Source organism: Streptomyces sp. SID12501, from assembly GCF_010550245.1.
In the GTDB taxonomy this organism is placed as follows: domain Bacteria; phylum Actinomycetota; class Actinomycetes; order Streptomycetales; family Streptomycetaceae; genus Streptomyces.
This window is the reverse complement of the sequence record NZ_JAAGLU010000008.1, coordinates 286,757-305,396: the sequence shown is the minus strand read 5'-3', so window position 1 is coordinate 305,396 and position 18,640 is coordinate 286,757. Positions and strand designations below refer to the sequence as shown.

Annotated in this window: 15 protein-coding genes; 7 read left to right on the top strand and 8 right to left on the bottom strand. The window is 69.4% G+C overall.

From position 1 onward, the window contains the following. On the top strand, window positions 1-1,270 hold a 1,270-nt coding region (locus G3I71_RS12230), incomplete at its 5' end, for a PQQ-binding-like beta-propeller repeat protein (protein ID WP_164313991.1). 288 nt (window positions 1,271-1,558) lie between these two features. On the opposite strand, the gene G3I71_RS12225 is transcribed toward G3I71_RS12230, so the two are convergent. The 4 genes from G3I71_RS12225 to G3I71_RS12210 all read right to left on the bottom strand — a co-directional run bounded on the left by G3I71_RS12225 (window position 1,559) and on the right by G3I71_RS12210 (window position 7,828). Continuing rightward, window positions 1,559-3,853, bottom strand: a complete 2,295-nt coding sequence (locus G3I71_RS12225) for a LamG domain-containing protein (protein ID WP_164313990.1) — start codon at window positions 3,851-3,853, stop codon at window positions 1,559-1,561. Between the two features lie 291 nt (window positions 3,854-4,144). Then, window positions 4,145-5,089: a hypothetical protein gene (locus G3I71_RS12220; protein ID WP_164313989.1), complete on the bottom strand. Its 945-nt coding sequence runs from the start codon at window positions 5,087-5,089 to the stop codon at window positions 4,145-4,147. A gap of 247 nt (window positions 5,090-5,336) precedes the next feature. Further along, on the bottom strand, window positions 5,337-7,598 hold the full coding sequence (locus G3I71_RS12215) for a LuxR C-terminal-related transcriptional regulator (RefSeq protein ID WP_164314032.1): 2,262 nt from the start codon (window positions 7,596-7,598) through the stop codon (window positions 5,337-5,339). Window positions 7,599-7,675: 77 nt separating this feature from the next. Beyond that, window positions 7,676-7,828, bottom strand: coding sequence for a hypothetical protein (locus tag G3I71_RS12210; RefSeq protein WP_164313988.1), 153 nt, complete (start codon window positions 7,826-7,828; stop codon window positions 7,676-7,678). Window positions 7,829-7,958: 130 nt separating this feature from the next. On the opposite strand from G3I71_RS12210, the gene G3I71_RS12205 reads away from it, so the two are divergent. Both G3I71_RS12205 and G3I71_RS12200 read left to right on the top strand, forming a co-directional pair. Continuing rightward, a complete protein-coding gene (locus tag G3I71_RS12205) occupies window positions 7,959-8,954 on the top strand; it encodes an ATP-binding cassette domain-containing protein (protein ID WP_164313987.1) in 996 nt (331 codons plus the stop codon). Then, a complete protein-coding gene (locus tag G3I71_RS12200; protein ID WP_164313986.1) occupies window positions 8,951-9,745 on the top strand; it encodes an ABC transporter permease in 795 nt (264 codons plus the stop codon). The genes G3I71_RS12205 and G3I71_RS12200 overlap by 4 nt, the downstream gene beginning before the upstream one ends. Here G3I71_RS12200 and G3I71_RS12195 read toward each other — a convergent pair. After that, window positions 9,726-12,860, bottom strand: coding sequence for a BTAD domain-containing putative transcriptional regulator (locus tag G3I71_RS12195; protein WP_164313985.1), 3,135 nt, complete (start codon window positions 12,858-12,860; stop codon window positions 9,726-9,728). The two genes, G3I71_RS12200 and G3I71_RS12195, sit on opposite strands and share 20 nt — an antisense overlap. A gap of 109 nt (window positions 12,861-12,969) precedes the next feature. On the opposite strand from G3I71_RS12195, the gene G3I71_RS12190 reads away from it, so the two are divergent. Continuing rightward, window positions 12,970-14,106, top strand: a complete 1,137-nt coding sequence (locus tag G3I71_RS12190) for a Fic family protein (protein ID WP_164313984.1) — start codon at window positions 12,970-12,972, stop codon at window positions 14,104-14,106. A gap of 30 nt (window positions 14,107-14,136) precedes the next feature. Beyond that, window positions 14,137-14,358 carry a hypothetical protein gene (locus G3I71_RS12185; protein ID WP_239149090.1) on the top strand — a complete coding sequence of 74 codons (222 nt, stop codon included), beginning with the start codon at window positions 14,137-14,139 and terminating at the stop codon, window positions 14,356-14,358. On the opposite strand, the gene G3I71_RS12180 is transcribed toward G3I71_RS12185, so the two are convergent. Together G3I71_RS12180 and G3I71_RS12175 are read right to left on the bottom strand one after the other, a co-directional pair. Further along, window positions 14,342-14,524 (bottom strand): DUF397 domain-containing protein, encoded by a 183-nt coding sequence (locus tag G3I71_RS12180; RefSeq protein WP_164314031.1) that lies wholly within the window; start codon window positions 14,522-14,524, stop codon window positions 14,342-14,344. The two genes, G3I71_RS12185 and G3I71_RS12180, sit on opposite strands and share 17 nt — an antisense overlap. Continuing rightward, window positions 14,524-15,405 carry a helix-turn-helix transcriptional regulator gene (locus G3I71_RS12175; RefSeq protein ID WP_343242940.1) on the bottom strand — a complete coding sequence of 294 codons (882 nt, stop codon included), beginning with the start codon at window positions 15,403-15,405 and terminating at the stop codon, window positions 14,524-14,526. The genes G3I71_RS12180 and G3I71_RS12175 overlap by 1 nt, the downstream gene beginning before the upstream one ends. Before the next feature lie 148 nt (window positions 15,406-15,553). Between G3I71_RS12175 and G3I71_RS12170 the strand changes: the two genes are divergently transcribed. Beyond that, on the top strand, window positions 15,554-15,997 hold the full coding sequence (locus G3I71_RS12170; protein WP_164313983.1) for an ATP-binding protein: 444 nt from the start codon (window positions 15,554-15,556) through the stop codon (window positions 15,995-15,997). A 449-nt stretch (window positions 15,998-16,446) separates the two neighbouring features. Here G3I71_RS12170 and G3I71_RS12165 read toward each other — a convergent pair whose 3' ends face one another. Next, window positions 16,447-16,812 carry a hypothetical protein gene (locus tag G3I71_RS12165; protein WP_164313982.1) on the bottom strand — a complete coding sequence of 122 codons (366 nt, stop codon included), beginning with the start codon at window positions 16,810-16,812 and terminating at the stop codon, window positions 16,447-16,449. A gap of 301 nt (window positions 16,813-17,113) precedes the next feature. Here G3I71_RS12165 and G3I71_RS12160 point away from each other — a divergent pair, with 301 nt between their 5' ends. After that, the gene (locus tag G3I71_RS12160) at window positions 17,114-18,565 is read left to right on the top strand and encodes an ATP-binding protein (RefSeq protein ID WP_203730048.1); all 1,452 of its coding nucleotides are present in this window, start codon (window positions 17,114-17,116) and stop codon (window positions 18,563-18,565) included. Window positions 18,566-18,640: the final 75 nt, after the last annotated feature.

Here is an 18,640-nt window from a genome sequence, read left to right as displayed (position 1 = left end):
CGACGCCCTCGCCGACGCCGTCGAGACGCCCCCTCCGGCGGCCGGCCTCGCGGCCTCCTGGTCGCGTCCGCGTCCCGGCGTCAACGGCGCCGACCCCAACCCCGTGCCGGTCGCGCCGCAGCTGCCCCCGGAGTCTCCTGCGGGCTGGCGGCCCTGGCGTTTCCGTATGTCGAACGATGTCTGGGGCAAACCGGCCGTCGCCGGAGACCTGGTCTACGTCACCTCCTTCGAGGTGCACGCCCTCGACGTGATGACGGGCCGCCGCCGCTTCAAGACGAGGGACGTCGCCTGGTCGATGGCGGTCGCGGACGGCCGTATCCACGCCTCCGACGGCCCGACCCTCTTCGCCCTCGACGCCCGCGAGGGCATGGATCTGTGGCGGCTGTCCACGGACGCCTGGGTGTACTCCCTGAAGGCCGACCGGGGCACGGTCGTCACCGGTACGCGCGGCGGCGGCGTACAGGGCTGGGACGCGGCGACCGGCCAGAAGCTGTGGGAGCACGCCGGCGCCCAGACGGACTTCGAGTCCCCGGAGGCCGGCCCCCACGTCCACGAGGGCACGGTCTTCGTGTGGCAGGACGCGCGGCTGCGCGCCCTGGAGGCCCGTACGGGTGACGAGCGCTGGTCCTACCCGATCGGCGACGCCGCCTCCTGCGGCGGAGTCCCGGTACGGCTGACCTCGGGCCCCGACGGCCAGGTGTACGTCTCCGCTGGCACCCGCGTCCTGGCGATCGACGTCGCGGGCGGCCACGTCCGCTGGCATTTCGAGGCCCCCGCGGTCTTCCTCTCGCCGCCCACCTTCGCGCCCGGCCCGGCGGTCACGGGCGGCGGCATCTACCTCGCCGACTACCTCGGCACGGTCTACGCCCTCGACGCCGCCGACGGACGGGACAGATGGCGGATCGCGACGGAGTCGCGCGCCTCGGTCGAACCGGTACTGGTGGCGGCCGGCCATGTGCACGTCGGCAGCGGCAAGGGCCTCTACACGCTCGATGCGGTCACCGGCACCCCCAAGTGGCGCTTCCAGGCGGGCGGCGACATCGTCGGCGCCCCGGCGGTGGCCGAGGGCCGCATCCACTTCGGCTCGACGGACCACCTCCTCTATACCCTGAAGGCCGACGACGGCCGCCTGAGGTGGAAGCTGGCGACCGGCGGCGAGATCACCGGTGCCCCCGTGGTCAAGGACGGCGTGGTGTACGCGTGCAGCAAGGACCGGTGCGTGTACGCGCTGGACGCGGAGAAGGGGACGGGGACGGCGCGGACCGCTTGAGCGGTCGCCCTCTGGGCGGGCGGAGGGCGAAAGCCGGTGTGCGGTGGGCGCTGTTCGGTGTCTGGCGCTGTCTGGTGGTGCCGCCGGGGTCGAGTGAGCGGTGTTCGAGTCCCTGGACGAGATCGCCACCGGCCTTGGCCGGCACCGGTCGGGGCGCGGCCGACGTACGGAAGGCCGCGGGCATGGCACCTTCGATGGCCCAGAACCCCGCACCTCACTGGATCCGACTCCAGGAGGGGCCCGGGTGACCCGGGCCCCTCCCTGATCTCAGCTGATCCGGATCGCCTTTCAGGCTGGCGGTCCCTGGAGGAGGATCTTGCCCGGGTAGGCACTCATCAGCGGGTCGGTGACCGAGGCCGGAGCGTTGGTGACCACCATCATCTTGTCGGTCGGCCCGTTGTAGGTGACCACCAGTCCGTATGTCGTGTCGCCGTCGGGTTCGATCGCCTGGTAGACCGCCTCGGTGACCTTCTTGATCTCGGCGGCGGTGAACTGCTGGCTCTTCGCGATGTAGAGCTGGGGCCAACTCGTCGGTGTCTGCCCGGAGGAGTCGGTCCAGTCGGTCGGCGTCTGCACGGAGAGGTCTCCGGTGTAGTCGGACGGGTAGGTGATCACCGGCCCTACGTCGGGGTCGTCGAAGTACGAGATCGCGCAGTTGTAGTTGGCCAGCTCCTGCAGCTGCTCCATGTGCTTCGCGGGCTCGTCGGCCCTGTCCTGGACCTGCGGCGGGGTCAGGGCGTGGTCGTAGACGCGGAAGTCGCGCATCCGGCCCTTGAAGTACTTGTCGTTGGCGTAGAGGGATCGGCCGAGGTAGTTCGCGGTGGTTGTTCCGTTGCCGATCGAGCCCGGGGTGATGGTGACGTTGGTGTTGCGGGCCTTCTCCACCCCGTCCTCGTAGAGGATGCCGGTGGTGCCGGTCTGGGTGTACGTGACGTGCTCCCACGCGCCGTGCGGCAGTGTGTAGGTGCCGCTCGAGGGCTGGATGTCCTTCTTCGCCGTGTAGTCGGTGAGGGAGACGGAGGTGCGGAAGGTGTCGCCGGTGGTGAACAGGTAGCCGTTGCCGTTGGTGGCGTTGGTGTTGCCGAGTCCGTAGAAGAAGTACGGCTTGGTCAGGGCGTTGTCGACCCACACGTCGAAGTCGACGCTGATCGAGTTCAGCCCCTTCATGATGTTGTCCGGCATCTTGACGTAGGTGTCGGAGCCGTTGAAGCCCAGCCCCTCGGCACCACCCAGGTCGGCGGCGTTGTTGATCCAACCGTCGCGGCCGTTGCCCGAGGAGTCGTGGGCGATCTCACCGACGGGCTCGTCCAGCTTGTAGTCCAGCAGCAGTCCCTGGGTGGTGCCGGCTTGCGCCGGCCGGCACGCGGGCGGTGCGGGAGGGACGTCCGTGGACCTGTCGATCACGAGTTGGCCGTCGTACTGGGTGGCCAGGGGGTCGGTGACCGATGACGGAGCGTTGGTCTGCGCGATCACCCGGTCGCTCATCCCGTCGTAGTGGACGGCCAAGGTGTACGTCGTGTCGCCGTCGGGCTGTACCGCGGCGTAGACCGCGTCCTGCAGGACGGTGATCTGATCGGCCGTGAACTGTGGGCTCTTCGCGGTGGTGGGGGTGGGCCAGAGCGTCGGTGTCAGCCCGGAGGAGTCGGTCCAGTCCGGCGGCCGCTGGATGTCGTCGATGTCGCCGGTGTAGTCGGACGGGAAGATGAGGACCGGGCCGATGTTGGGGTCCTCGAACGCCGCGAGCGCGTTGTTGTAGTTGGCCAGGGCCTGCAGTTGCTCCCACTGCTCCGCGGGTTCGTTGGCCCTGTCCTCGACCTCGGCCGGGGACAGTGCCTTGTTGTAGACGCGGAAGTCGCGCATCCGGCCCTTGAAGTACTTGTCGTTGGCGTAGAGGGATCGGCCGAGGTAGTTCGCGGTGGTTGTTCCGTTGCCGATCGAGCCCGGGGTGATGGTGACGTTGGTGTTGCGGGCCTTCTCCACCCCGTCCTCGTAGAGGATGCCGGTGGTGCCGGTCTGGGTGTACGTGACGTGCTCCCACGCGCCGTGCGGCAGTGTGTAGGTGCCGCTCGAGGGCTGGATGTCCTTCTTCGCCGTGTAGTCGGTGAGGGAGACGGAGGTGCGGAAGGTGTCGCCGGTGGTGAACAGGTAGCCGTTGCCGTTGGTGGCGTTGGTGTTGCCGAGTCCGTAGAAGAAGTACGGCTTGGTCAGGGCGTTGTCGACCCACACGTCGAAGTCGACGCTGATCGAGTTCAGCCCGGCCATGATGTTGTTCGGCATCTTGACGTAGGTGTCGGAGCCGTTGAAGCCCAGCCCCTCGGCACCACCCAGGTCGGCGGTGCCGTTGACCGTGCCGTCAAGGCCGTGGCCCGAGGAGTCATGGGCGACCGTGCCGCCGGATTCGTCCAGCTTGTATCGCAACATCAGGCCGTCGGTGATGTCGGCCTGCGCCGTGGGAGCGGTCGTCAGCAGCCCGCCGGTGGCGACCAGCGCGAGGGAGCAAGCGGCGACGAGACCGGTCCGCATCCGTCGCATGGGCGAGGTGGCCGTCCGGGTTCTCACCCCCGGCTCGTTGTTCTTCAGCATGTGTTGCCTTTCGTGTCGGGGTGAGCCCAATGGCTTCGCCGGCGGATTCTGCCGGGGTGGGCAACGGGAGTGCTTTCACTCCTCATCGGCGATCGGCTTGTTTCGAGCGACCGTGGTGCACTGGCGCCGGCCCGTGTTCGTCGAGAAGGGGCGGCGCGGAGAACGCCTGGGGCGGCCTGCGCCTGCGGGGCTCGGTCAGGCGGCCGGGCGGGCGAACCTGAAGCGCGGCGGATTCAGCTGGTGCAGGGTGAACGGGATGCCGCCGAACGGAATTCTTGCGGAATTCCAAGGTCAGTTTCGGCAGAAGTTTATCGTCGAACAGCCGCGGGTGAACGGGTTCGTGGGCAGGGCGGGGATGTTCAGGTTCGTATGGAACCCGAAGTTAGAACCCAGATCGGTTTCCGGGTTGTAGAGGATTTGCGCCTGCGCGTGCAAAGGATTCCCGACGAAACGACTGTAGGTGAAGGTGACGGTCCGAGGATCTATCTCGCGGTTATTGGCGTGCCCCGTCATTCGGTAGATGCGGACGCCAGTGATCGCCTCTCGCGGAATCCGGTGAACATAGGCCCATTCGTCCTGGTAGGCGTAGCGGCTGTGAAGGGCCGCATTCCCTCGGATCTGATCGGGGACGTACAGCGCGTTCCTCGCCCACACGGGATCGATGACGTAGACGAAGGCCTCCGAGGTGACCTGGCCGGAGATGCAGCTCTCGGTCAGCAATTGCCCGAGCACTGGAATGAGCGCGTAGAAGGCCAACCGCCCGGTCGAACAGCGTGGTTGCGCCGCCAAGGAATTCAGGCGGAGTAGTCCACCATTTCGCGCGAACGACTCCGAAAGGGATAGCGTTCCTGTTGTCGGGATGTAGTTGCTGTTGTAATTCCTGTCGCCTTGGACGTGCGAGACTATGTCGTCATTGCTCCCCCATGAGGTGAAGCCTTGGCGGAAGATGTCGTTCGGCAGGCGGGAGTCTCCGCGATACAGCCGAGATGGGAGGCGCCTCTGGGTGACAAGATCTTCGTTTTCCAGGTTGGGGCAGGAAGACGACCCTTCGCCCGAACTGGAACCTCCCGGGCATTCGGTGATCGATACAGCCTGTGCCGATGGGGCCGATGTCATCGACAGGAGCGCTTGGAGCAGCGCTATCGCGATGGCAACCGCGAAGAAAGCAGAGAAAGCACGCTTCCCTTTTCTGGATCTCGTCTTTCCGCGTGCATGCACTGCGGTTCGCTTCAACATGTGTCCTCCGGGCTGAATGAGGAGAGTACGAGGTGCATACCGGCTCGAGGTCGGCTTTTACTGAGACCGGCTTCTTCGAAGCGGTCACGAAAAGCCGCCAAGGTGTTGCGGGTATGCGTGTACCGGATGGAGTCACGATCGGACTGCTGGTGTGTTCGGCAGGCCCATGTCACCCGTCCGTCATGTCCGCCGTGCTGGGGCGTCCATGACGGCAAGGATCACAGCGGGGGTAGCCCCCGCGCATGCGTCATTCGGACGGGTCAGGTACCTGGTTCGCCGCCCACCAGGACGCGATCTGGGCACGGCGGCCATAGCCGAGCTTCGCCATGATGTGGTCGACGTGGCCGCCGACCGTGCGCGGGGAGAGCACGAGCGCGGCGGCGATCTGCCGGTTGGTCATGCCCTGGGCCACCAGCGAGGCCACCTGCAGTTCCCGGTGGGTCAGCGGGCTCGGGGCCGCGGCGGCGGCCGGTTCGACGCCTGCGGCAAGGGCGAAGGCGATGCCACGGCCGGGGCCGTCCAGGCGGCTGCCCTCCGTGAGAGCCTTCGCGTACGCTGCCGGCCCCAGGGCCCCGGCGACCGCTTCCTCGCAGCGCGCATGGTGCTCGGCCAGATCGGGGCCGAACACGGAAAGCCTTGTGCCGGCGTACCGCCACAGGGTCTGCACCGTGCCCAGCAGTCGTCCCGCCCGCTCGTGGTCGTCCTTGGCGGCGCTGATCCAGGCGAGCAGCTCCAACAGCAGCGTGGCCCCGACGTAGTCGTTGAAGCCCCGCTGGATCTCCAGCCCGGCACGGGTCAGCTCCGTGGCCGTGTCCAGGTCGCCGCGCACCCAGGCGTCAAGGCCCAGTACCCACAGCGCGTACGTGCGGCACAAGCCCTCGTCGTGGGCCTGTGCGACGGCGACCGCGTGTCTGGCGGTCTCGGCCCTGCGCGGGTCACCGAGGTGGCCCTGGGCGTTCGCGAGCTGGAACAGCCAGAAGACCGTGGCGGCTTCCTTCCCCAGCGCCGTCTGAGCGGCCACCGCGCCCTCGAAAAGGGACACGGCCTCCTCCATGTGCCCCCGGAACAGCGCCAACGTCCCCCGGAAGCCCTGGACGTCCGCCCGTACCGCCGGATCGTCCAGCTGTTCGCCCAGCTCGTCGGTCTCGCTCAGCCACTGGTCGGCCGCGCCGAGATCGCCCTGCAGCAGTGCCACCCAGCCGGCGACCCACAGCGCCTGGGCCCTGGCCGGGGTGGGCTCGGGCGCGGCGGCGAGCGCACTGTCGAGCCGACGGCGCCCCTCGCCGAGGAAGCCGTCGACGCACCAGTGGAAACGCAGCGCCGCGGCCAGCGCCAGCTCGGCCTGCGGGTCGCCACCGTGATCCAGTGCCGCGAGCAGATTACTGTGGTCGGCGCGCAGCCGGGCCAGGATTTCCTGCTGACCCGGGCCGTACCAACTGTCGGCGCCGCGTTCGGCGAGGGCGAGGAAGAAGTCGCGGTGACCCCGCAGCAGCCGCTGTTCTTCGCCGGACTCGGCGAGCCGCTGCCTGCCGTAGTGGCGGATGGTCTCCAGCAGCCGGTAACGCGGCAGGCCTTCCTGCTCGATGGCCAGCACGATGGACTGGCCGACCAGCCGGTCCAGGAGGTCCACCACCTCGCGCCGGTCGATGCCCTCCCCTGCGCACACGTCCTCGGCCGCGTCCAGGGTGAACCCGCCTGCGAAGATGGACAGCCGGTTCCACAGCAGCCGCTCGGCGGGGCCGCACAGTTCGTAACTCCAGTCGATCAGCGCCCGCAGTGTCCGCTGCCGGGGTCGTGCGGTCCTGCTGCCACTCGTGAGCAGCGAGAAGCGATCCTGCAACCGGGCGACCGTCTGGTCGACGGTGAGCGTACGCAGCCGGGACGCGGCCAGCTCGATCGCCAGCGGCAGTCCGTCCAGGTCGGCACAGAGCCGGGAGGCCTCGGCCCGGTTCAGGTCGGTGATCCGGAACTCCGGCCGGATGGCGGTGGCCCGGTCCCGCAGGAGTTCGACAGCCTCCTCCGGCAACGACAGCGGCGGCACGATCAGGACGTGCTCGCCCGCGAGGCCCAGCGTCTGCCGGCTCGTCGCCAGAATACGTAGTTCAGGAGCGGCCGACAGCAGCGTCTGGGCCAGCTCCGCGCAGGCATCGATCAGGTGCTCGCAGTTGTCCATCACGATCAGCGCCCGGCGCCCGGCGAGATACCCCGTGATCTGGTCCAGGACGGGCCTGGCGCCCAGGTCGGGCACGCCCAGCGCCGCCGCGGCCGCGTCCGCCACTGCCGACGGCTCCGGTACCGGGGCAAGGTCGATCAGCCACACCCCGTCCGTGAAGGCCCTTCGCGACGCGGCGGCCGCCTCGAGCGCCAGCCGCGTCTTGCCCACCCCGCCCATGCCGGTGAGCGTCAGCAGCCGGGCCGGGCCGAGAATACGACGGATCTCGGCGATGAGGTGCCGTCGGCCCACGAAGCTGGTGAAGGCCACGGGCAGATTGCCCGCTTCCGAGATCATGCTGGTCACGCTGCGCCCTCACCTTCTCCATCTCGGAAGCATTGCATGCCGGGCAACCCGCCGGTCGGTGACGCCTCTCAGACCGCGGGACACCGGTACATCACCGCCACCACGGCCGTGCGCCGGACGCGGACGACGCGCAGCGACCGTCCACCATCGACCGGTACGGCAGCGCCACCGTACCCACAGCGCGCCCACAGGGGGATGGTGCCGCTGGTCACACCAGGCATCAGCTCCTGTGGAGGCGCCCCCCCGTGTCTCTCTGAGTCGATATCGCTCCTTCGTCGCCCCGTTCCGGTTCCAGGGCGCTGAAACCGTCGTGAAACCGCGCTGAATGCGCCCTGCCGCAGTCTCTGCGGCATGACATCGACGACATCGCACTCACTCGCCATCGCGGCCAAGGGGCTGCGGAAGGCCTACGGGGACAAGACGGTCCTCGACGGTATCGACCTGGCGGTCCCGGTCGGCACGGTCTTCGCTCTCCTCGGCCCGAACGGCGCCGGCAAGACCACCGCCGTCAAGATCCTCTCCACCCTCGTCACCGCCGACGCCGGCGACCTGAGCGTCGGCGGCCACGACCTGGCCACCGACCCGCAGGCCGTACGGGCCGCGATCGGCGTCACCGGGCAGTTCTCCGCGGTCGACGGCCTGATCACCGGCGAGGAGAACATGCTCCTCATGGCCGACCTGCACCACCTGTCAAGGCAGGAGGGCCGGCGCGCCGCGGCCGAACTCCTCGAACGCTTCGACCTCACCGAGGCCGCGAAGAAGCCCGCCTCCACCTACTCCGGCGGTATGAAGCGCCGCCTCGACCTCGCGATGACGCTGGTCGGCGACCCGCGGATCATCTTCCTCGACGAGCCGACCACCGGCCTCGACCCGCGCAGCCGGCACAACATGTGGGACATCATCCGCGGGCTCGTCGCCGACGGGGTGACCGTCTTCCTCACCACGCAGTACCTGGAGGAGGCGGACGAACTCGCCGACCGTATCGCCGTGTTGCACGACGGCACGATCGCGGCCGAGGGGAGCGCCGAGGAGCTCAAGCGGCTCGTCCCCGGCGGCCACGTCCGGCTCCGCTTCACCGACCCGGTCGCCTACCAGTCGGCCGCCGCCGCCCTGCGCGAGGTCACGAGGGACGACGAGGCCCTCGCCCTCCAGATCCCCAGCGACGGCAGCCAGCGCGAGCTGCGCTCCATCCTCGACTGGCTGGACTCGGCCGGCGTCGAGGCGGACGAACTGACCGTCCACACCCCCGACCTCGACGACGTGTTCTTCGCCCTGACCGGCCCTGCCACCGGCCTGACCACGGGCACCTCCACCGTCCCCAGCCAGTCCAAGGAGTCTGTCCGATGAGCAGTGCCCTCTCCCTCGCCGTGCGCGACTCGTCCACGATGCTCCGCCGCAACCTGCTGCACGTGCGCCGCTACCCGTCCATGACGCTGAACCTGCTGCTCACGCCGATCATGCTGCTGCTTCTCTTCGTCTACGTCTTCGGCGACGTGATGAGCGCGGGCATCGGCGGAGGAGGCGCCGACCGCTCCGACTACATCGCCTACATCGTCCCGGGCCTGCTGATGATGACGGTCGGCAGCACCGTGATCGGAGCCGCGGTGTCCGTCTCCATGGACATGACCGAGGGCCTCATCGCCCGCTTCCGTACGCTGGCGATCTACCGCGGCTCGCTGCTCATCGGGCACGTCGTGGGCAGCGTGCTGCAGGTGCTCGCCAGCCTGGTCCTCGTCGGTGTCGTCGCCGTGGCCATCGGCTTCCGGTCGACGGACGCCACGGCCCTGGAGTGGATCGCGGCGATCGGTCTGCTCACGATGTTCTCCCTGGCGCTCACCTGGATCGCGGTCGGGATGGGCATGGCCAGCCCGAGCCCCGAGGCGGCCAGCAACATGGCGACGCCGCTGATCCTTCTCCCGCTCATCTCCAGCGCCTTCATCCCGGCCGACACGATGCCCGGCTGGTTCCAGCCGATCGCCGAGTACCAGCCCTTCACCCCGGCCATCGAGACCCTGCGCGGACTGCTCCTGGGCACCGGGATCGGCAACAACGGCTGGATCGCGATCGCCTGGTGCGTCGGCCTGACCGTGCTCGGCTACCGCTGGTCGACGGCGTCGTTCAACCGCGACCCGAAGTAACCGCCGTGACGACGCGGGCCGCGTCCCGCAACTCGTCCCGCCCCAGGGCGGCGTACTCCGACACCGCGTCGGCGTACGCCGCCCCGTCGGCTTTCTCGGCCGCCCGGCGGGCACGGTCCGCCGACATCGTCGGCTGGTAGTCGCGCAGCACCCGCAGCCGTTCGGCCAGCGCCAGCATCCGTACGGCGGTCGAGGTGTCGTCGCCGGAGGCGAGCCCCGCCATGCCGAGGGCGTGCAACACCGTCCCGAACACGGGGAGTTCCATGGGCGAGCGGGCCGGACCGGAGAGCAGGGTCCGCAGCGCCCGCCGCAGCCGGTGGACCGGCCCCGCGACCAGTTCGACTCGGCCGGCGTGCGCGTGCGCCGTCACCGCCGCCGACTGGAGCTGCAGCACCCACCGGTCGAGGAACGGGTCGTCACCGTGCGTCGAGCCGGCCTCGGCCACCCCCTCCGCGGCGCCGCGCCACAGGCCGAGCCCGACCTCCGTCAGCCCGCGGGCGAGCGCGATCTCGGCGCGGGCGCCGAGTTCGGCGCTGTCGTAGTCGTCCTGCTGCGCGGCGTTGACGTCCTCCGCCTGCCGCAGCCAGTACTCGGCCTCATCGGGGTCGCCACGATGCAGACAGGCGAGGGCGAGGCCCCCGCGAACGCCGATGGAGTCGCGCTCGTCGCCGAGCCGCGGCAGCGCGTCGAGCGCCGCCTTGAGATGCTCGTACGCGGACTCGCCCCGCTCCATGTGCAGGCACAGCTCGCTCAGCCGGGCGTGGCCCAGGACCTGCAGGAACGGGTTGTCGACCGGTGCCAGTGCGGTGATGATCCGACCGGCCGAGGCGAGCGCGCGGTCGATGTCGTGCTCCGCCTCCCAGACGTACGTGGCGACGCACTCGGCGACGCCGGCGAGCAGCGGCTCCTCGCTGTCGCAGAGCCCCCGCAGCACGTCGTAGTCGGGAGGCAGCATCTCGGGGATCGCGCTCAGCACCACCGCGATGGCCCGCAGCAGCGTGTCCGGCGGGGCCGGGGGCAGCCGCCGGAGGGTGACGAGCTGGCGTACGGCGACCGGGCCGTAGCCCATGAACAGGCTCGCCGTGCACAACACCGCGGCGGCGCGGGCGACTTCGACGTATTCGGGCTCGGGGCGGTAGTGCGACAGCGGCGGGCCGGTGTCCGCGGCGAGGGCGGCGAGGCGGGCGTAGTTGGAGCCGGTGGACCACAGGGCGGTGAGGACGGCGGTCAGAGCGGCGATGGTGGGGCCGTCCGTACGGGCCAGGGCGTGACGCAGGGCCAGCACGAGGTTGTCCTGCTCGGCCCTGATCCGTTCCCCGACGGCCAGCGGCGCCGAGCCGAAGTACCAGTCATGGTTCGCGACCCCGAAGTCCCTTGCCCAGGCAAGGAGTTGGGTGACGGCCACTTCGTCCTCGCCCGCCTCCGCCCGCCGGGCCGCGCTGAACTCCCGCACGGTCTCCAGCATCCGGAACCGCACACCGGCCGGGGTCTCGGCGACGGTGAGCAGCGACTGGTCGGCCAGCTGCTCCAGCAGGAACAGGGCGTCCTCGCCGAGGACCTGCTCCGCCGCCTCGCCGGCGAAGCCGCCGGGGAAGACGGACAGCAGGCGCAGCGCGGCCCGGGCCTCCTCGGCGAGGAGGTTCCAGCTCCAGTCGACGACCGCGTGCAGTGTGCGGTGCCGCTCCGGTACGTCCCGGGCGCCGCCGCGCAGCAGCGCGAACCGGTTGCCGAGGCGGCGGGCGATCTCCGGCACCGACAGCACCCGTACCCGCGCCGCCGCCAGTTCCACGGCGAGCGGCAGCCCGTCGAGGTGGCGGCACAGCTCGGCCACCGCGTCCGGCGGCAGCTCCACACCGGGCCGGGCGGCTCTGGCCCGCTGGGTGAACAGCTCGACGGAGGTGGTGAGTTGGAGCTCCGGCAGCGCGTACACGGCCTCCGAGGTCAGGCCGAGCGGGGCTCGGCTGGTGGCGAGCACGCGCAGGTCCTTCGAGGAGGAGACCAGAGCCCGTACGAGGGCGGCGGCACCGGCGACGACCTGCTCGCAGTTGTCCAGGACCAGCAGCGCCGGCCCGGAGCCGAGCACGCCGAGGATGCCGGACACCGGGTCGTGGCCGCCCATCGCGCCGGGCCGCTTCTCGCCCGCGCCGAGCGCGGAGGCCACCTCGGCGGCCACGTCCGCGTCCGCCGTGACACCGGCGAGCGGCACGAAATACACCACGCGCTGCTCGGCCCGGCGGCTCGCGGCGTGCGCGAGCCGGGTCTTGCCGAGGCCCCCGGGCCCGACGACGGTGACGGCACGGGAGGCACGCAACAGCCGTTCCACCGCAGCGATGTCCTCGTCACGCCCGAGCAGCGGATTCGGCTCGTGCGGCACACCGTGCCTGACCACCGGCGCCTCGCCGGACAGCAACTCCTGTTGTACGGACCTGAGTTGGGCCCCGGGGTCGGTGCCGAGCCCGTCGCGCAGCTCCCTCCGGTACGCCTCGTACCGGGTCAGTGCGGCGGACGGGCCCGCCGACGCGGCCTCGGCGCGCAGCAGTTCGGCGAGCACCTCCTCGTCGCGGGGATGCTCCGAGGCGGCCACGGCCAGCAGCCCGGCGGCCTCCGCGTGGCGCCCGAGGCGGGCGAGCGCGAGCGCCCGCGCGCGGACGAGGGCGCCGCGTACGGGGGCACGCTCGGCGCGCAACGCGGCCACTGGGTTGTCGTCCCCATCGGGATCGGGGGTGCCCTCCCACAGGGCGAGCCCGGCCTCGGCGGCGGCCAGCGAACCCGCGTGGTCCCCGGCCCTGGCCCGCTCCGCGCTCGCGGCGGCGTGCAGCAACAGGGCGGAACTGTCCACCTGTTCCTCGGCGAGGGCGAGCCGGTATCCGGTGGGCGTGCTGGTGATGACGTCGGCGCCCAACTGCGCCCGCGCCCGGGACACGAGGACCTGGAGTGCCTTGCCCGGCCGCTCCGGCAACTCGTCCGGCAGCCACAGCCCTTCGACGAGCCGCTCGATGCTGCGACCCGTACGCAGGTCGCCCGCGAGCAGCGCGAGGAGGCTGCGGAGCCGGGGCGCGGTGACTTCCTGCCCGCGATGGGAGACGCGGGGGAGGAGGGTCAGGTCGGGGGTCATCCGTGCAGATTAGCCTCGGACGTCAGCGTCGGGCTTTCGGGCGCCCAGCAGAGCGCAGTGAGACCCTGACGCATTGACGTAATGTTTGCGTCACCTTATGGTGAGGGGCATGCTCTTCCCTACGCCTCCCCTTGGCACCCAGGATCAGCGCGTCCTTGGCGAGATCGACGAACTTCGCCATTCGCTGCGCCTGCAGGTCCGGTCCACTCCGACGAAGTGGACCGACGGGCTGCGCAAGTTCCTGACCGCCGACGCGGTGGCGGCCTCCAACTCGATCGAGGGCTTCAAAGTGTCCACGGTCGACGTCGAGGATCTGCTGGAGGGTGAGCGGGATGTCGATGTCTCGGAGGAGGACCGAGAGGAGACGCTCGCCTACCAGCGGATGATGACCTACGTCCAGACGCTGCACGACGTCGCCGACTTCCAGTACGGCAAGGAGTTGCTCAACGCGCTGCATTGGATACTGCAGGGTCACCGGCACACCCCGCGGAAGCCGGCCGGGCAGTGGCGGCGTGGAGTGGTGTACGTGACGGACGCCCGCGACCCTAGTATCGCGGCGTACACGGCGCCGGACGCGGCCGATGTGCCCGCGTTGACGGGTGAACTGGTCGAGTGGCTGAACACGGACGACGGCAGCCACCCGCTGGTACGGGCCGCCATGGCGCATCTGCACCTCGTTTCCATCCACCCGTGGGCGGATGGGAACGGACGCATGTCCCGGTCCCTCCAAACGCTCATGATCGCGAGAGAGGGAGAACTGGCCCCCGAGTTCTCCTCGATCGAGGCCTGGCTGGGGCGCCCCGGCAACACCTGGGAGTACTACCGCGAGTTGCAGCGTCGGGGGGCCACCTACCGCCCCGACCAGGACGTATCCGACTGGGTCCGCTTCAACCTCACGGCGTACCACCAGCAGGCGCAGGCCGTACGCAGGCGCCTGGACCGATCGAGCCGGGTGTGGGTTCTGCTCGGTGAGTTCGCGGAGGTCCGTGGGCTGGAGGAGCGGGTGGTTTCCGCTCTGCATGACGTGGCGATGTCGGGGCGGGTACGCCGGACACGCTACGAGCGGGCGGAGGACCTGGGTCTGCAGCGGGCCCAACGGGACCTGCGGGACCTCGTGGCGGCCGATGTCCTGACACCGGTCGGCCGCACCCGGGCCCGCTTCTACACCGCCGGCCCCGCCTTTCCGGAGCCGGCGCTGGAAGCGGCCCGGACGCCGCTGCCGCTGGCCGATCCTTACACCCGTTGAGGGCGCAGGTCGCGCAGGACTCTCCTGTGCGTGGCGAGTACCGGCTCATCACCTGGGGCCGCCTCGAACTCGCCGACGCCGAGACCAACGGCGAAACCAACGGCGAAGTCCTGGGCGGACCTCGACCCCGAGGAGTACGCGTTCACCCGGAGCGTGGCGGACCCGCTACGCGATCACGACGACCGGGAGGAGTTCCTGGTGGGGATCGACCTCATCGTCACCGGGATCACCGGGATCACTGAGCTGCGGTGAACTCCCGCCAGGCGGTGGGAGAGAGGCGGAGTATGGGGGCGTCGGGGGTTCCGGAGAACGTCTTGGAGTCGCGGACGGCGACGACTCCGGGGAGGTTGCGGGCGACTTCGACGCACTCGCCGTTGGCGGTGCTGTAGCTGGATTTCGTGAAGCTGAAGTGGCCTATCAATGCATGTCCTCGCAGATGTTCTCGATCAGACTGATCGAGTCCTTTGGGGCTAGGCCCAGTCTTGCTGTGCGGTCGAAGAACGAGCTGTACGTCGTGCTGTCGGCCTCGTTCTCGACCCATACGGTAGCCGCGATGCTGTCGACATGGACCACGTCAACCGCTTCGGCTTCCGCGAACGAGACGATGTTGAAGGATCCGCCGATGCACGCGTGACCACCGGCGCGGAAGGGCAGTACCTGGATGCGTACGTTGGGGAGTTCGGCGACCTCGATGAGGTGCCGCAACTGGGCGCGCATGACTTCGGGGCCGCCCACCTGTTGGCGCAGGACGCCCTCTCCGATGACTGCGTAGAGCTGGAGCGGGTTGCTCCCCGACAGCCGGGCCTGGCGCTTCTGCCGTACATCGACAACGCCCTCGATCTCGTCAGGGTCCTGCCACAGTCCTGCACTGACAACCACTCCCCTGGTGTACTCAGGGGTCTGCAACAGCCCAGGGATCAGGGACTGTTGCCACGTACGGATCTCGGAGGCGCCGTCCTCCATGGCGATGTACTCCGCGATCCCCCTGGCCTGCGGGGCGTGCTGCCACCAGCCCTTTGTCTTGCGGCGCTCGCGGTCGAGCTTGGCGAGGGCGAGAAGCCGACTGAGCGTTCTCGGGTCCTCCATGCCATAGGTCTCGCACAGCGCCCGGATGTCGACGTCACGCATCGGCACCAAGCCCTGCTCCATCTTCACGATCTTCGAGTTGGTCGCGTCGAGAACGTTGGCGGCTTGCTGCTGGGTCTTTCCGGCGGCGTCCCGGAGGCGTAGCAACTCGCCACCGAGACGGCGGCCCAGAACAGTTGACGCTCGGTTACCTGCTGGCGCGGATCGGTTCACGAGATCAGTCTCGCGCCTCGGAGGGCACGCCGTCACACGATGGAGCCAATTGACTTCAAGTCTCTTGCGCTCAAGCTTAATGGCTCGCTACGTTCGGTGCTCGACCGATCACCCGTCGGCGACCCCGCGCACCCGGAGGTGCACCCCCATGTCCGACCCCCTCCTCCACGAAGACCACCTCGACTACACCCCCGTCCCGCGCAGCGTCCCCCTCGCCCGTACCCGTACCGCCCGGCTGGTCGTCGAGTGGGGGCATCCGGGGCTGGCCGGTGATGTCGCCCTCGTCGTCAGCGAGTTGCTGACCAACGCCCTGCTGCACGGGAGCATCCGAGGTCGCCTCATCCGCGTACGGCTCACCGCCACGGCCACCGCGCTGCGCGTCGAGGTCAGTGACCCGCGTGCCGAGCGGATGCCCTGTCCGCGTGAGGTGACGGACGAGGACCAGTTCGGGAGGGGACTGCTGCTCGTCGGGGCGCTGGCCGAGCAGTGGGGCGTGGGTCCACGGGAGGGCGTGGGGAAGACGGTCTGGGCCGAGTGGGGGCTCGCTGCCGTTCCGCGTGTCGCCGTTCCGCTCATCGGCGTCGAGAATTGATGCCGTACGGGGACGGGGGCGGTCCGCTCATTCCCCGCCCCGAGCTGACGTTGCCCGACCTGCGGCAGGCCGTGGCCACCGTTGCTCCGTCCCGGCTGCCCGAGTTTTTCGAGGACCTGCAGAAGGCCTTCGTGCGCGCGGGGGAAGAGGACAGCGTCGTACCGATCCGGATGTTCTACCGGCGGTGGGGCGTAGCCGTGGAGATCGAGAGGCACCCGGAGACCGCCCGCAGGCTGCACACCGCCGAGCGGTCGATCGGCAGCGCCGAGCCCGCCGTACGGGAGCGGGCGATCCAGGAGGCCGACGAGATCGTGCGGGCGGCCCATCGTGAGGTCGCCGGTGGCCGGCTGGCACTGGGAGCCTTTCCGGGACGACCTGTTGGACGGCCCTCCCGGAGGTGGCGCGTGATGAAGTGGAGCCGGGTGTGGGGATTGTCGGAATGCGTGGAGCTATTCGTCGAGGTACAGGTATCTCTTGTCGGCAGGTGTGATGAAGAGTTGGCCATCGCGGATCTGCCATTCGGCCGGCCCGTCGATTTCGTGACTGACAAGGAACAGGCCCCGGACGCGGTCTCCGTCGTCATCGGAAGCGGGGATCCGGGCTATCTCCTCGATCTGGTCGGTGAACCAGTCCAGGGCCGACTCACGGATGTCGGCGCCGTAGAAGACGTAGTAGGTCCAGTTGATGTGTCGGCGGGGTGAGCCCCATCCGCTGGTGTAGTGGTTGTCTTCGTGCGAGGAGATGATCTCGTGGAGGGTGGTGAGTTGTTTCTCGTCGCATTCCAGCCATCCCCTGATCGAGACGTAGATACCCATTGGTGTGTCTTCTCTCTTTGTCTTTTCTGACGTGCCGGTTTTCCGCCGGCGTCGGCCGCAGGGGCCGTACCGCCCGACCCGCCAGTGGGCAGGCCTGCCCACGGATCGTGTCGCCCTCGGTGATCGAGCGGTTGGACTCTGCGAGTGCGCCCGCCGGCAGGGCCAGGATCAGGATCAGGATCAGGATCAGGGCGAGGCTCAGTGTCTACGGTCTGGTCGCACCGTGCTACACAATAATCCCAGTTACAATAACTCCACCTATACAACTTCGGGGGTGTGTGCCGTGGACAAGCCCGCCGAGATGTTCGACCGCGAGTTCGAGTGGGCCGAGCTGACCCGGTTTGCCGCCCTGCCCGGTCCGAGGGCGACGCTCGGGGTGGTCTCCGGCCGTCGTCGTCAGGGCAAGACGTTCCTGCTCGACGCGGTCTCCCGGGCCAGTGGCGGCTTCATGTTCACCGCGACCGAGACCACCGAGGCCGATGCCCTGCGTCAGTTCGGTGAGGCCCTCGCCCGGTACCGGCGCCAGCCCACCCCGTTCCGCTTCGCGCACTGGGACGAGGCGGTCAACGAACTCATGCGCATCGCCGACGAGGGCGGCCCCAGGGTGGCGGTCATCGACGAGTTCCCCTTCCTCGCCAAAGCCTCCCCCTCGCTGCCCTCGATCATCCAGCGCGCCCTGGACCCCGCTGCCCAGCACACCAACACTCCCGTACGGCTGCTGCTGTGCGGCTCCGCGCTGTCCTTCATGGGCAAGCTACTGTCCGGCAATGCTCCGCTGCGTGGCCGAGCCGGCCTCGAACTCGTGGTGCCCACACTGGACTTCCGTCTTGCGGCAGAGTTCTGGCAGATCGACGACCCGCGCACCGCGCTGCTGACCAACGCCGTCGTCGGCGGCACGCCTGCCTACCGCCGTGAGTTCACCCAGGGCGACACCCCGGCGGGGCCGGACGACTTCGACGCCTGGGTCGTCCGTGCCGTGCTCAACCCGGCGCGTCCGCTCTTCCGGGAGGCCCGCTACCTGCTCGCCGAAGAGCCCGAACTCCACGACACCGCGCTCTACCACTCCGTACTGGCCGCCATCGCCGCGGGCAACGCCGCTCGTGGTGGCATCGCCGACTACCTGGGGCGCAAGTCCACCGACCTCGCCCACCCGCTGACCGTCCTCCAGGACGTCGGCATGATCACCCACGAGGCGGACGCCTTTCGCCGCAACCGCTCCGCCTACCGCATCGCCGAGCCCCTCGTGGCCTTCTACCACGCGGTCATGCGTCCGGCCTGGGGCGATCTGGAACGACCCGGGCGGGCGGCCGACGTATGGCGCCGCGCCCAGTCCACGTTCCGCAGCAAAGTCGTGGGCCCGCACTTCGAACAGATCTGCCGGGAATGGGCCCGCTGGCACGCGGCGCCCGGCACTCATGGCGGACACGCCACACGGGTTGCCGGTGGCACCGTAAACGACCCCGCTGCCAGGACCAGTCATGAGGTCGATGTCGCCGTCCACGGCGAAACCGATGACGGACGCCAAGCACTGCTCGCCATCGGAGAAGCGAAGTGGAGCGACGTGATGGGGGTCGGCCACCTGGAGCGTCTCCGGCACATCCGCTCCCTCCTGACCAGGAGCGGCGCGGCCACCGAGGCAACACGGCTGTACTGCTTCAGCGGCACCGGTTTCACCGACGAACTGCGGCACCTCGCGAAGGACGATCACACGATCCAACTGATCGACCTGCTTCGGCTGTACCACGGGGAGTGACTTCTGCTCTGTAGGCCGGGGGATTGCTGGTCTTTTTGGAGGGAGTCGCCTGCGCCGGGCCGGGACCCGGTGCGC

Excerpts from the sequence above, each read along its gene's own strand:
- G3I71_RS12225 (WP_164313990.1), bottom strand. The coding sequence starts at position 3,853 with ATGCTGAAGAACAACGAGCCGGGGGTGAGAACCCGGACGGCCACCTCG.
- G3I71_RS12220 (WP_164313989.1), bottom strand. The coding sequence starts at position 5,089 with ATGTTGAAGCGAACCGCAGTGCATGCACGCGGAAAGACGAGATCCAGA.
- G3I71_RS12215 (WP_164314032.1), bottom strand. The coding sequence starts at position 7,598 with ATGATCTCGGAAGCGGGCAATCTGCCCGTGGCCTTCACCAGCTTCGTG.
- G3I71_RS12210 (WP_164313988.1), bottom strand. The coding sequence starts at position 7,828 with ATGCCTGGTGTGACCAGCGGCACCATCCCCCTGTGGGCGCGCTGTGGG.
- G3I71_RS12205 (WP_164313987.1), top strand. The coding sequence starts at position 7,959 with ATGACATCGACGACATCGCACTCACTCGCCATCGCGGCCAAGGGGCTG.
- G3I71_RS12200 (WP_164313986.1), top strand. The coding sequence starts at position 8,951 with ATGAGCAGTGCCCTCTCCCTCGCCGTGCGCGACTCGTCCACGATGCTC.
- G3I71_RS12195 (WP_164313985.1), bottom strand. The coding sequence starts at position 12,860 with ATGACCCCCGACCTGACCCTCCTCCCCCGCGTCTCCCATCGCGGGCAG.
- G3I71_RS12190 (WP_164313984.1), top strand. The coding sequence starts at position 12,970 with ATGCTCTTCCCTACGCCTCCCCTTGGCACCCAGGATCAGCGCGTCCTT.
- G3I71_RS12170 (WP_164313983.1), top strand. The coding sequence starts at position 15,554 with ATGTCCGACCCCCTCCTCCACGAAGACCACCTCGACTACACCCCCGTC.
- G3I71_RS12165 (WP_164313982.1), bottom strand. The coding sequence starts at position 16,812 with ATGGGTATCTACGTCTCGATCAGGGGATGGCTGGAATGCGACGAGAAA.
- G3I71_RS12160 (WP_203730048.1), top strand. The coding sequence starts at position 17,114 with ATGTTCGACCGCGAGTTCGAGTGGGCCGAGCTGACCCGGTTTGCCGCC.